Raw genomic sequence first — 13,131 nt, 5'->3', positions numbered from 1 at the left:
TCATAAATGACGGTCTAGCCGTTGAGTTCTTCGTACAGTGCAAGATATTCACGCGCCAGCTTATGCCGGGCGTCGAGGTGGATCATCGGCAAGGACTGCTCATGCGACTCGCGAATCTTGACCGATGAAGACAGGCAGCTATCGAGCACGGGCAAGCCCTCTGCCTTGAGCTCGTTCACCAGCTTGACCGGCAGCGCCGCGCGCGCCTGAAACTGGTTGACGACAATGCCTTCGACTTTGAGCTTGTCGTTGTGGTCTTCCTGGATCTCCCGCACGTTGGCCAGCAGCGTATAAAGCGCCTGGCGCGAAAAATCATCGCAATCGAATGGAATCAGGCAGTTTTCGCAGGCGATCAGTGCCGAAAGGGTAAAAAAGTTATAAGCCGGCGGGGTGTCGATATAAATCGCCTCAAACTGTTTCGACAGTTCGACCAGGGTATCGCGCAATTTGTAGATTTTATGGCGGGATTCCAGCTTGGATTGCAGCTCTCCGATCTGAGGATGCGAGGGCATCAGCGACAGATTGTCAAAACGGGTGGCATGAATAAACGCTGTCGCAGGCTTGGTAAACAGACTGAAGTTAAGCGTCTGCTCAAAATAGTCTGCCAGGGTCGGCGCCAGATCGCCCGCCGCCGCCCCCATCAGATAACGACTGGCGTTACATTGCGGGTCCATGTCGATGACGAGGGTTTTCTTGCCTTGGCTCGCACTGATCGCCGCCAGATTGACGGTGATGGTGGATTTTCCCACCCCGCCTTTTTGATTGAATATCACACGCTTCATCGCTAGATCCGTAGAGTCCAATTAATTGATAGCTCATTGCCAGCTTCTGTTGATATTTGTTTTGTGGTGGTCAAAACACGTCTCTACAAACGCTGCACAGTCTGCTGGTTCCGGCGCATTGCTTAGGCAGCAGGCCAAATACGCTTTTCCAGCGTTACGGAGGCAAATACCAGTATTCCGACCATAAGTACACCTGCCCAAGCCGTCAGGCTGATACCTGCCGTTCCCAGCAGCTGGTGAAAAACCGGCAGATAGCTGAATAGAACCTGTAACAGAGCACAGGCAGCCACCCCTCGCCAGAGCCAGACATTGCCACCCAGCAGTTCGCGCCAGCTGGCCGAACCCAGCTTGCGACTACCAAACAGATAGCCAATTAGGCCAAAGGTCAAGGCATTGACAGTAGCCGTGCGGGCGGTCGCCAGGTTCGCCCCGGCATGGCGTTGCCACTCGAACATGGCAAAGCAGGCCAGGGTCAGCAGCAGCGACACCAGCAGGGTCCGCCAGATCAGGCGGGCCTCGACCAGACCTTGTTGCCGGTCTCGCGGGGGACGCCGCATCAGGTCGCCCTCGGCTGGCTCAAATGCCAGTGGCAGCCCCAGCAGTACCGCCACAACCAGATTGACCCATAAGACCTGACCCGCCGTGATCGGCAACGTCGAGCCGGTCAGCAAAGCTGCCAGCACCACCACGGCCTGGGCAAAATTCGCCGGCAACAGAAACAGCAACGCCTTGCGCAGGTTGTCGAAGACCAGTCGGCCTTCTTCGACCGCATTCGCGATGGTGGCAAAGTGGTCGTCGGCCAGCGCGATCTGTGCGGCCTCTCGCGCAGCCTGACTGCCTCGTCCGGCCATTGCCACACCGATGTCCGCCGATTTCAGCGCCGGAGCGTCATTCACGCCGTCGCCCGTCATGGCAACCGTAGCCCCCTCGCCACGCAAAGCGCCAATCAGGCGCAGTTTGTGGGCGGCCGTGGTCCGCGCAAATACGCTGTGCTGCTGCGCGGCCTTGGCCAACGCGGCATCGTCGAGTTGATCGATGTCATCGCCAGTCAGGACACTGGCTCCGCGCAAGCCCAGTTTGCCGGCAATGGCACCGGCCGTCAGGGCATGATCACCGGTCAGCATTTTCACGCTGATTCCCGCCCCGTGGCAGCGGGCCACGGCATCGATCGACTCGGATCGCAAGGGATCGGCAATGCCGGTCAGTGCCAGCAGGCTCAGATCCTTCACATCCGTCATGGCGGGCTGAGAGGGCGCGGCATCTACCCAGGCCATTGCCAGCGCCAGTACGCGCTCCCCTTGTTGCGCCAGACCTTGCTGACGCCTGATCCAGTCATCGGTATGCAGGGCTTGCACGCCCACCGCAGTGGCGGTCTGGATACAGCGCTCAAACACCCGTTCCGGTGCGCCCTTCACCGCCAGCAGCACCCGGTCTCCTACCTGATGCCAGCTGGCCATCCACTGCCGCTCTGCCGAGAACGGCAGAACTGCCAGCCGGGGCTGTGTCTGCCTCAGCGGTGCCGCCTCCTGCCCAAGGCGCGATGCCAATGCCAGCAAAGCGCCTTCGGTAGGGTCACCCAGCACACACCACTCCCCTTCGACCTGCGCCAGACTGGCATCGTTGCAGAGAACGGCCACCCTGGCGATGTCAGACAGCGGGCCCCTCGCAGCCGTCGCCAGATGGCCAACCGGCGCATAGCCAACGCCGTCTACCGACCACTGTCCATCCGCAGTGACCAGTTCCACCACACTCATCTCGTTGCGGGTGAGGGTCCCCGTTTTGTCGGTACAGATCACTGAAACGCCCCCGAGCGTTTCCACCGCCGGCAAGGAGCGGACGATGGCCCGCCGGCGCGCCATGCGCCGAACGCCGACCGCCAAGGTGATCGACATGACGGCAGGCAAGCCCTCAGGAATTGCCGCCACGGCAATCGCAACCGCTGCCAATATCGCTTCGGCCCACGGCAGCCCCGCCAGCACGCCGATCGGTAGGGCAAGCAGCGCCACCAGGGTTACCAGTAGCGACAGCCTTCCGCCGAGCCTGTCCAATGCCTGCATCAGCGGGGTTGGCACGACTTCGACGGCGGCAATCAGCGCGCCGATCCGTCCGAGTTCGGTATGAATCCCGGTCGCGACAACCACGCCAATGCCTTGCCCGGTTGCCACGGTGGTGCCGGAATACGCCATGCTGCGGCGCTCGGCCAGCGGAGCTTCACGAGCAACAGGTTCGGTCGTCTTGCTCACGGCCAGCGATTCACCGGTCAGCGCTGATTCGTCGATGGTCAGCTCGCTGGCTTCGAGCAAGCGCAGATCGGCCGCGACTCGCTCACCGGCTTCCAGTACCACCCGGTCACCGGGTACCAGCTGCTCAAACGGCACCGACTGCCGGCTGCCCTCGCGCCAGACCACCGCTTGCGCCGGCAACAATCGGGCCACTGCCGCCAAGGCAGTTTCTGCCCGGCCTTCCTGAATAAACCCGACCAAGCCATTGGCCAAGGCCGCTAGCAGAATGATGACCGTATCGCTGATATCACCCAGCAGCCCGGTCATCAGCGCCGCTGCGAACAGCAGATAGATAAGTGGGTTATGGAACTGCGCAAGCAAGCGCCTCCAGGCCGGTTTGCCCGGTGCCTGGGGCAGATGATTCAAACCGTGGCGCTGCAGGCGCACTGCCACCTCCGCCTCGCTCAGGCCACCGGCCGGGCTTTGCCATTGCGCAGCAACCGCCGCCCCGTTTTCCGCATGCCAGACGGCTTGATCCAGAGAGTCCACGGCTTACCTCAATATCCGTTCATCGATAAAGACAGCCTATAGGGTTGGTTCGCCAGACGGCTTGCGGCAGCGCAAGAACCGCCCTCGGACTACCTTGTCTGCAATCCAGGGCGATCCAGCAATAGGTCTCCCGCCCCCTCTGCCGAGTAAGCCCGCAACCGGTCAAGCAGGATTCTGACCGCAGGCGGCAGCCCGCGCTGGCTGGCGTAAACAGCTTGCAAATAAGTCACCGGGAACTGCCAGGCGGGTAAAACTTCCACCAACCGGCCCGCCTGGATATCTTCGATCGCCCATGCTTCGGGCAGCATGGTGACACCCAGCCCGGCCCGCGCAGCCTGCCGGCGCAGCGCAAAATGCTCGCTGGCCAGCCGGGGCGCCAGCACCAGCTCCCGCAATTCACCCCCCGGGCCTTGCAACCGCCAGTGCACACGCCGATCCGCCGCGATCGCGCCCAGCGCCGGTGCCATGGTCAAAGCGGCAGGGGTAGTAATACCGCCATATGCCGCCACCAGCGGTGGGCTGGCGACCAGCCGCGCCCGGCCTCGCCACAGCCGCACCGTCGCCCACTGCGGGTCTTCGTCATCCGGCGCACGGACTCGCAAGGCCAGATCAATCCCTTCCTCGATCAGATCAACCCGTCGCCCTGTCACCACAGTCTCCAGCGAGACTTTGGGAAAATCCGCCAGATACTCGGCCAGCAGCTGACTCAAGCCACTATCCAGCAACGCTGACGGCATGCTCAGTCGCACCAGGCCTCCCGGTTCGGCCTTGAGATTGGCAGCCACCCGTTCCGCCGCTTCGGCTTCGCGCAGCAGGGCCTGACAATGGGCCAGAAAGCGTTGTCCAACGTCGGTCAGCGTCAGCTTTCGGGTGCTACGCTGCAGCAGACGCACGCCAAGTCGGGCCTCCAGGCCGGCAATCCGGCGCGACAGGCGCGATTTGGGAATCCCGAGCCGGCGTTCTGCTGCCGAGAAACCACCCGCCTCGATCACCCTGGCAAAGTAGACATAGTCATTGAAGTCAGCCGACTCGATTTGATCCATCAGTAGAACAATCCTTCTCAATTTAACCGGCTAGTTCCACTGATGATGCAAATTTAAGATGTGTTCCGTCAATGCACACCACCTTACGGAGCAAACATCATGAAACTGTTACACCTCGATTCCAGCATCCTCGGCGACGCCTCGGTCTCCCGCCAACTGACCCGCGAAGTGGTTGAAGCCTTCCGTCTGGCCGAATCCCAGCTCGAAGTCAGCTACCGCGACTTGGTAGCAGATGTCGATGGACACCTCAGCGGTGCAGTGCTGGCAGCCAAAGGCACCCCGGCCGAACTGCGCACGCCCGAGCAAAGTCGCCTGGCCGACAAGGCGCAAGCCGTGATGGCAGAATTTCTGGCCAGCGACGTAATCGTGATCGGCGCCCCCATGTACAACTTCAGCATTCCCAGCCAGCTCAAGGCCTGGATTGATCTGATCTCGGTTGCAGGCGTCACTTTCCGCTACGGGGCAAATGGTCCGGAAGGCATGGTTCATGGCAAGCGCGCCGTGATCGTTGCCACCGCCGGCGGCAAGCATGCCGGTACCCCTGGGAGCGCTGCGCACATCGACTATCTGCGCTTCCTGCTGGGATTCCTGGGTATTGCCGACGTCAGCGTCATCGCCGCCGAAGGCTTGAATATGGGCCCGGCAGTCCGCGACACCTCGCTGGATGCCGCCCGCAACGCCATCGGTACACTGGCTGAAACCACCATCTGATTCAGGCGCATTGCATGGGCAGCCAGGCTGCCCATGCCCCCGCGTTGCGCTGTAAACCGCTAGACACCCCTTGAAACACCCGTCCTAGCCCCCATCTCGCGCTCATCACAATTCAACCCTTGGCAACTTAAAAGGTGATGACAATGAGCAAGCAAACACTAGGCTTTCAGACCGAAGTCAAACAGCTGTTACAACTGATGATCCACTCCTTGTATTCCAACAAGGAAATCTTTCTGCGCGAGCTGATCAGCAACGCCAGTGACGCCTGCGACAAGCTTAAGTTCGAAGCCCTCAATAACGACGCCTTGTATGAAGGTGATGGCAGCCTGAAGATTGAAATCGGCTTCGATAAAGACGCCCGCACCATCACCATCCGCGACAACGGCATCGGCATGAGTCGCGATGAAGTCGTGGCCAATATCGGCACCATCGCCCGCTCTGGCACCAAGGAATTCTTCGGCAAACTCTCTGGCGACGCCCAGAAGGATGCGAACCTGATCGGCCAATTTGGCGTGGGCTTCTACTCCGCCTTCATCGTGGCCGACCGCGTGACCCTGACTACCCGCCGTGCCGGCGAAAGTGCTGCCACCCGCTGGGAAAGCGAAGGGGCTGGCGAATTCACGCTGGAAGAAGTTACCAAGGAAGGCCGTGGCACCGAAATCGTGCTGCATCTGAAGGAAGACGAAAACGAGTTTCTGGATGACTGGCGCCTGAAGTCGGTGATCCGCAAATACTCCGACCACATCACCCTGCCGGTGATGATGAAAAAGGGCAACAGCTACGGCGAGAACGGCGAAATCATCGTTTCGGATGAAGTGGAAACCGTCAACAAGGCTAACGCCCTGTGGACCCGAGCCAAGAGCGACATCAGCGAAGACGATTACAAGCAGTTCTATAAGCATGTGAGCCACGACTGGGAAGAGCCTCTGGCCTGGACACACGCCAAAGTCGAAGGCCGCCAGGAATACACCGAGCTGCTCTACATCCCCAAGCGCGCCCCGTTTGATCTGTATGACCGCGAGCGTCGCCACGGTGTGAAGCTGTTCGTGCGCCGCGTGTTCATCATGGAAGACGCCGAGAAGCTGCTGCCGCAATACCTGCGCTTTGTGCGCGGGGTGATCGACAGCAACGATCTGCCCCTCAACGTCAGCCGCGAAATCCTGCAACACAGCAAGGACATTGACACCATCAAGGCCGGTTGCGTCAAGAAGGTACTGGGCGTGCTCGAAGACATCGCCGAGAACCGCGCCGATGACTACACCGCCTTCTGGCAGGAATTCGGCAAGGTCATGAAGGAAGGCGTGGGCGAAGACCATGGCAACAAGGAGCGGATTGCCGCACTTTGCCGCTTTGCCAGCACCCATACGGATGATGAAGATCAGATCGTTTCACTCAAGGACTATATCGGCCGCATGAAGGAAGGCCAGGACAAGATCTATTACGTCACAGCCGAAACCCATGCGGGTGCCAAGAATAGCCCGCACCTCGAAATCTTCCGCAAGAAGGGCATCGAAGTGCTGCTGCTGAGTGACCGCGTGGACGAATGGTTTGTATCAAGCCTGACCGAATTCGATGGGAAGACCCTGCAGTCGGTTGCCAAGGGCGGTCTCGACCTCGGCTCGCTCGAAGATGAAGCCGAGAAGAAAGAGCAGGAAGCCAAGGCTGAAACGCTGAAAGACCTGATCGAAGCCGTCAAGACTTCGCTCGGCGACCGGGTAAAGGAAGTGCGTGTCACCCATCGCCTGACCGACAGCCCTGCCTGTCTGGTCGCCGACGAGCACGCCATGAGCGGCCATCTGGAGCGGATTCTGAAGTCTGCCGGCCAGACCATCGGTGGCAGCAAGCCGATTCTCGAAATCAACCCTGACCACGTACTGGTTGGCAAGCTGCGCGCCGAACAAGGCAAGGATCGCTTCGATGACTGGAGCCATATCCTGTTTGATCAGGCACTACTGGCTGAAGGCGGCACACTGGAAGATCCGGCCGGCTTCGTGAAGCGCTTGAATGGACTGATGCTGGCGATGTCGAACTGATCGGCGTTAGGCTCTGCTACGTAGTAAACCAAACACCCATTCTGAGAATGGGTGTTTGTTTTTTGAGGCCTCCATTCGCATCCAAGCCTTCTCCCAATCTGGTTGCCTAGCGCCCATCACCCAGACAAAGCGCGAAACGCCTCAATCAAGGCGACTGTACCCGATGTTGCGATCCGGCCCCTCCGGTCGAACGATTCACGTCATTCAAGAAGTTTCAGCGCCCCCTATCGCAGAGGGTCCACCAGTCTTACCCCCCCTATACCGGAATCAAGCGAAAGCGGGTTCATGCTCCATCGCCAGCGATGAAAAGTAAGCCTTCAACGCCGTCGTTGCCACACGCACTTTGGCGGGTTCTACGTCGCGCCGCGCGGTCAGCATGGCGAGTGGGTAGGACGGCAGTCTCAGTTGGGGCAACACCCTGACCAGATGTCCTTGTTCAAGGGTATGGCGCACATCGGCATAGAAGAGCCGTGCGATGCCTATGCCTTGCTCGCACATCTGCCTCAGTGCGACTTGGTTGCTGGTAGTCACACGTGCCTGCAGGGGAATCGGCTCCCTGTTGCCGTGGCCATCCACCGTCTCCAGCATGAAGTTCGGCACGGGTTCCCCGCCGTCGGGAACAGCAGCATCTGCCGTCATCTCTCGTACCTCCTGCATCAGGGCAAGCCAGTGATGTCGCCTTAGCTCAATCGGCGAATCCGGGCTGCCGTGATGCGCCAGATATGTCGGTGCGGCGCATAACACCGTGCCCATCTGACCGAGCTTTCGTGCAATCCACGTGGAATCAGGTAACTCACCGACTCGCAGCGCGATGTCGATCCGCGCGTCAACCAGGTCGATCAGCGCATCGTCAACAATCAGACTCATCCGTAGCTGAGGCCATTGCGCCAGGACTGGTGCCAGCGCTGGCGCGACATGGGCACCGAAGCCAAGCGGCGCAGCGATTCGCAGCTCGCCAACCGGCGCATCCCGGGCCTGTTCCAGGGATGCCGTTGCGGCACGCCCGGCTTCGAGCAAGCGCAAGCAATGTGGATAGCAGCGCTCTCCGGCCTCGGTGAGTGCAATCCTTCGCGTGGAGCGATGCAGCAGCGCGACGCCAGCGCGTTGCTCCATGGCGCGCACGATCTGACTCACTGCGGAGGGGGTCATTCCAAGGCGCCTCGCAGCGGCGCTCATGGATCTTGCGTGAACCACCTCGGCGAAAACCGCATAGGGCTTATAGTCATCCATCTATTACTACCACTTAAAAAGTATTGAATTAAATCGCGTCTACAAACCTGAATAAGAAGCCATGATAATAAATCACCCAGTTACTGCCAACAGCGCGAGGACACGCAACACGCCATGAAGACTGATATGAACAAGCTGTTATTGCACTACATCCACGACCCACTATGCGGCTGGTGCTATGCCGCATCCTCCCTGGTCAAGGCGGCCGCCGCCGATGGCATCGACATCAAACTGCATGGAGGTGGGCTGTGGGGAACGCCGACTTCGCTAACGGCAGAAACCCGCCGGTACATCCGGATGAATGATCGGCGCATTGCCGAACTCACCGGCCTGCCATTTGAGCCTGTCTATCTCAATGAACTGCTGGACGATCCCGCCACCATCTTCTGGTCGCGCCCCGTCATTGCTGCCGTTATCGCTGCCGGCGCGCTACGCAGCGGCGCGGATCTTGAAATGCTGCATGCCATTCAGATCGGGCACTACGTCCAGGGACGCCGGGTTGTCGATGACGGGGTGCTCACCGATCTGGCCGGCCAGATCGGCCTGGCGGCAGACGACTTCGCCGACGCCCTCCGAAACAGTCAAGCCGACGAACATATCCGCAGCAGTCGCCACCTGATGGCCCAGTACGGAATCAAAGGATTTCCAGGCTTTGTCCTCGAACATGCAGGCGAGTACACGCCCATCCGGCACGAGCCCTTCTACGGAAACCCGGAAGCGTTCTCCGCAGCGCTTCTCGGCATCGTGACATCGTCTTTGGACAAGGCGGGACACCACCGCGCTGCCGGATAGGCAGTTTCCTTTCAGACATCCGACTATCGCAACCCACCTCACAGGAAGACCATTTATGAAAATCGCACTGATCGGCGCGACCGGCTACGTAGGCTCGAAATTACTGCCTGAAGCACTTAGCCGCGGCCACCAAATCACCGCCATTGCCAAACACCTCGAGACATTGCCGCAGCATGATCAGCTCACCAGCCTCCGCGTGGACGTGACGGACACCCAAGCGCTGTCCGAATGCCTGGCTGGCCAAGACGTGGTCATCAGCGCGTTCAACCCTGGTTCCGACCCTGATGGCCGTGGCGTCCGGGCGTTGCTCGCCGGCGTCAAGCAAGCCGGCGTGGCCCGGTTCCTGTCGGTTGGCGGCGCCGGCTCGCTCCACTTGCCTTCAGGCGAGCGCGTGATAGATCAGCCCGACTTCCCGGCGGAATGGAAAGCGGGCGCCTTGCTGACCATCGCCTTCCTCGACCTGCTGCGCACCGAGAATGAACTGGACTGGGTGTTCCTCAGCCCATCGGCCTTGCTCGTGCCGGGTGAGCGCACTGGCAAGTACCGCGTCGGCACGGACAATCTGCTGATCGACGCTGATGGCAAGAGTCATATCTCATTGGAGGACTACGCGGTAGCGATGCTGGATGAAGCCGAGCGGCCTCAGCATCATCGCGAGCGCTTCACTGTCGGCTATTGAGTGTTGGCATCACAACCGATCCGGAAAAAAGGTAGTCATATGGCCTTTCACGACAAAAACAATATGCCGAGCACTTCCATCAACGCGAATCCGTGGTTGGCGCATGCCGCGCTCGCACTCGGAGGTTTCGCAATCGGAACCACCGAGTTCGCAACGATGAGCTTCTTACCCGCGTTCACGGCGGAACTCGGTGTCAATGCGCCTGCAGGTGGTCACGTGGTAAGTGCCTACGCGCTGGGCGTAGTCATCGGCGCGCCGGCACTGGCCGTGATGGGCGCGCGCCTTGAGCGTAGGTTGCTGCTTGTTCTGTTACTGCTGTGGTTTGCCGCTGGCAACATCCTGAGCGCGACCGCCCAAAGCCTGCAGGCACTCGTGATCATGCGCTTCCTGACGGCGATTCCACATGGTGCGTATTTTGGGACAGCTGTGTTGTCAGCCGCAGGCATGGTCGCCGAGCAAAGACGGGGCAACGCCGTGGGTCGCGTACTCATGGGCCTGGCATTGGCCACAGTGGTTGGCGTACCGCTCGCCAATCTGCTTTCCCAATGGCTGGGATGGCGTGCCGGATTTGTCGCCATCGGATTTCTTGCATTGCTGGTCGTCGGATTACTGCTGCGGGTTCTACCTACTCAGGCACCGCCTGCCGGGGCTTCCGCCTTGCGCGAATTTGGCGCACTCCGCCGGGCTCAGGTGTGGTTGAGCTTGGGCATCGGAGCGGTGGGTTTTGGCGGATTATTCGCGGTGTATACCTATTTGGCTTCGACGCTTCACGCAGTGACGGGCGCAACAGACGGTGCGATACCGGTGGTATTGGCGGTCTTCGGTGCGGGAATGGCATGTGGCAATTTCGTCGCACCCCATCTGGCACGGTACGGCGTCATGCGTGCCGCAGGCATGTTGCTGATGTGGAGCACACTGGCGCTGGCTATCTACCCCCTCACCGTATCCCATGTCTGGTCAATCGCGCTTGCCGTGTTCGCTATCGGCTGTGGCGGCGGACTAGGCGCCCTTCTCCAAATGCGACTGATGGACGTGGCAGGCGATGCGCAAAACCTGGCTGCATCTCTGAATCATGCGGCTTTCAACGTGGCCAATGCGCTTGGCCCCTGGCTGGGCGGCTTGGCGCTTACTGCAGGTTTCGGTTGGGCATCGACGGGTTGGGTAGGTGGTGCCTTGGCACTGGCCGGGATGGCCGTATGGTTTGTTGCGTTGTCAGTCAGCGGTGGCTCCGGTCGCCAGCACGAAAGCTAGGTGCTGTTGACGTTTTGTTTCCGGTCGCGCCGGGCCGAGTTTTGGGGCAGGGTGAGCGCGGTTTAGCAAGCTAAATAAGCGCAAGCCTGCGAATGGGCCCCATTCCCATTTAACGAAACGCCCTCTCCAAAACCCGGGACGGTCCACGACCCCTCAGCTGCTGAAGCGAGGCATTTGATGGTACAAATGTCAGCTGCCGGTTATATCAAGCACTGGCAGTCTGTAAACAACCTATATCAATCGAGACTAAAGCTATGCATCTATCCCTAACCCGTATCGCCCTACTGGCAGCCTTGAGCACCACCGCATCCGCCTGGGCTGACGACAAGACTGCAATACAAGGCATCTGGAAACTCGCCGCTTACGAAGTCGAGGTGCAGTCTTCTGGCGAGAAATTCCCGCCCATGGGCAAGAACCCAAGCGGCTACGCCATTTTTACACCGCAGGAGCGGGTTTCTTTCATCCTGACCGGCGATGGTCGCAAAGCCGGCAAGACCGCTGAAGAGAAGGCCGCACTGCTCGACACGCTGGTGGCCTATTCCGGCAAATACCGGATTGAGGGCGACAAATGGATTACCAAGGTCGAAGTCGCCTGGAACCCGGAATGGGTTGGCACCGAGCAGTCACGTACCTTCAAGATCACCGACAATCGCCTGCAGGTTCTGACCCCCTGGCGCGTTATGCCGAACTGGGCCGATAAAGGCATGACCCGCAGCATTGTCACTTTCGAACGTAGCAACTGAGCGCGCGTTGTGCTGAGGAGATGCCGGAGAATCTCACCGCCCATCCTGGCAACGCTTTTGAGCGGTATTGGCCTATCACACGAAAAGCCGCCCCGGTGGTTTTGACCTTGTAACGCTTGTTGCCCGTCCGTAGCGAATGCACACTTGGCAAGATGACAGCCAAGTTCAAACTTCGCTACGGCCCCACCTCAGGCAACCATCATGATCCTGCTTACCTTTGCCGCGCTCGCGGTCTTGGTGCTCTACCTTCGGCAGTGGTTGATTCCCCAACCCGATCATCTACCCATTCACCGTCGTTTTCCCAAGCTGGAAGTTGGCGTCTGCCTGCTTGTAGCGGGCCTGAGCTATCTGCCTAGCTGGCAGGCCGATCGGGCTGCCGACCGTGCCGGCAAAGCCGCATCGAAAGTCGTGGGGGAGAAAGTGGAATTTGTTTGCGGCTCGCAGCTGAACACGTTTTTCGACCGGGGCACCGATATGGCGTGGGGGTATGTCAAATGGACCGAAGAGGGCCCGGCCAAGTCATCCAAGCTGAGGCATGAAACCTGCAAAGGTCTACGGGAGTTTTTTGATGACCCAACCCAATGGCGCAGCATCAGCAATGATCGGTTGTTTGCCGTTCACATCATCACCCACGAGACCATGCACATGGCAGGTGAAATGAATGAGGCGGTTACCGAATGCCAGGCTGTGCAACGGGATGCCCTGATGGCACAGGCACTTGGCGCTTCTGCAGTGCAGGCGCGAGACATGGCATTGGCGTACTACATCGAGATCTACCCCAATCTACGGCAGGACTACTATTCGGACGAATGCAAGCAAGGCGGCAAGCTGGACGAAAACCTGCCGACCTCTCCGTGGAACCTGCGGCGGCTACGCCCAGCCTAGGCTCTGTTGGCATTTTAGTTCCGGATCGCGTTTCGTCGGATTTGGGCCTAATGCAAGGAGAAAAGCGCGCCGCTTAGTGGACTAAGCAAGCGATTTTTAACGCGGCAGCAGGCCCAAATCCGGCGAAACCCTCCGGGCCGGGTCGATTTTTTGGGCATGGCGTCGTTAGGGTTCGCGTATTTATGGCGCGAAAAAGCACACCCCCCGCCCA

11 protein-coding genes are annotated in these 13,131 nt (G+C 59.8%); 7 read left to right on the top strand and 4 right to left on the bottom strand.

Annotated elements, in window-relative coordinates; genetic code table 11:
• Positions 1-14 precede the first annotated feature (14 nt).
• From PZA18_RS12410 to PZA18_RS12400, 3 genes are all read right to left on the bottom strand, one after another.
• Positions 15-782 (bottom strand): ParA family protein, encoded by a 768-nt coding sequence (locus PZA18_RS12410; protein WP_284101162.1) that lies wholly within the window; start codon positions 780-782, stop codon positions 15-17.
• 122 nt (positions 783-904) lie between these two features.
• Positions 905-3,553, bottom strand: a complete 2,649-nt coding sequence (locus PZA18_RS12405) for a cation-translocating P-type ATPase (protein WP_284101161.1) — start codon at positions 3,551-3,553, stop codon at positions 905-907.
• Between the two features lie 89 nt (positions 3,554-3,642).
• On the bottom strand, positions 3,643-4,596 hold the full coding sequence (locus tag PZA18_RS12400) for a LysR substrate-binding domain-containing protein (RefSeq protein ID WP_284101160.1): 954 nt from the start codon (positions 4,594-4,596) through the stop codon (positions 3,643-3,645).
• Positions 4,597-4,695: 99 nt separating this feature from the next.
• Here PZA18_RS12400 and PZA18_RS12395 point away from each other — a divergent pair, with 99 nt between their 5' ends.
• Both PZA18_RS12395 and htpG read left to right on the top strand, forming a co-directional pair.
• The gene (locus PZA18_RS12395) at positions 4,696-5,307 is read left to right on the top strand and encodes an FMN-dependent NADH-azoreductase (protein ID WP_284101159.1); all 612 of its coding nucleotides are present in this window, start codon (positions 4,696-4,698) and stop codon (positions 5,305-5,307) included.
• 137 nt (positions 5,308-5,444) lie between these two features.
• The gene (htpG, locus tag PZA18_RS12390) at positions 5,445-7,340 is read left to right on the top strand and encodes a molecular chaperone HtpG (RefSeq protein ID WP_284101262.1); all 1,896 of its coding nucleotides are present in this window, start codon (positions 5,445-5,447) and stop codon (positions 7,338-7,340) included.
• Positions 7,341-7,607: 267 nt separating this feature from the next.
• Here htpG and PZA18_RS12385 read toward each other — a convergent pair whose 3' ends face one another.
• Positions 7,608-8,570 (bottom strand): LysR family transcriptional regulator, encoded by a 963-nt coding sequence (locus PZA18_RS12385; RefSeq protein WP_284101158.1) that lies wholly within the window; start codon positions 8,568-8,570, stop codon positions 7,608-7,610.
• 114 nt (positions 8,571-8,684) lie between these two features.
• Between PZA18_RS12385 and PZA18_RS12380 the strand changes: the two genes are divergently transcribed.
• The 5 genes from PZA18_RS12380 to PZA18_RS12360 all read left to right on the top strand — a co-directional run bounded on the left by PZA18_RS12380 (position 8,685) and on the right by PZA18_RS12360 (position 12,920).
• Positions 8,685-9,362, top strand: a complete 678-nt coding sequence (locus PZA18_RS12380) for a DsbA family protein (RefSeq protein WP_284101157.1) — start codon at positions 8,685-8,687, stop codon at positions 9,360-9,362.
• Between the two features lie 55 nt (positions 9,363-9,417).
• Positions 9,418-10,041: an NAD(P)-dependent oxidoreductase gene (locus tag PZA18_RS12375; RefSeq protein ID WP_284101156.1), complete on the top strand. Its 624-nt coding sequence runs from the start codon at positions 9,418-9,420 to the stop codon at positions 10,039-10,041.
• Between the two features lie 39 nt (positions 10,042-10,080).
• Positions 10,081-11,292, top strand: coding sequence for an MFS transporter (locus PZA18_RS12370; RefSeq protein ID WP_284101155.1), 1,212 nt, complete (start codon positions 10,081-10,083; stop codon positions 11,290-11,292).
• Between the two features lie 254 nt (positions 11,293-11,546).
• Positions 11,547-12,035: a lipocalin-like domain-containing protein gene (locus PZA18_RS12365; RefSeq protein ID WP_284101154.1), complete on the top strand. Its 489-nt coding sequence runs from the start codon at positions 11,547-11,549 to the stop codon at positions 12,033-12,035.
• Between the two features lie 201 nt (positions 12,036-12,236).
• A complete protein-coding gene (locus tag PZA18_RS12360; RefSeq protein WP_284101153.1) occupies positions 12,237-12,920 on the top strand; it encodes a hypothetical protein in 684 nt (227 codons plus the stop codon).
• The last annotated feature ends 211 nt before the right edge of the window (positions 12,921-13,131 follow it).

This window comes from Parachitinimonas caeni (assembly GCF_030129945.1).
Lineage (GTDB): Bacteria > Pseudomonadota > Gammaproteobacteria > Burkholderiales > Chitinimonadaceae > Parachitinimonas > Parachitinimonas caeni.
Note: the sequence above shows the minus strand (reverse complement) of the source record. Positions and strands in the feature narration are given on the sequence as shown.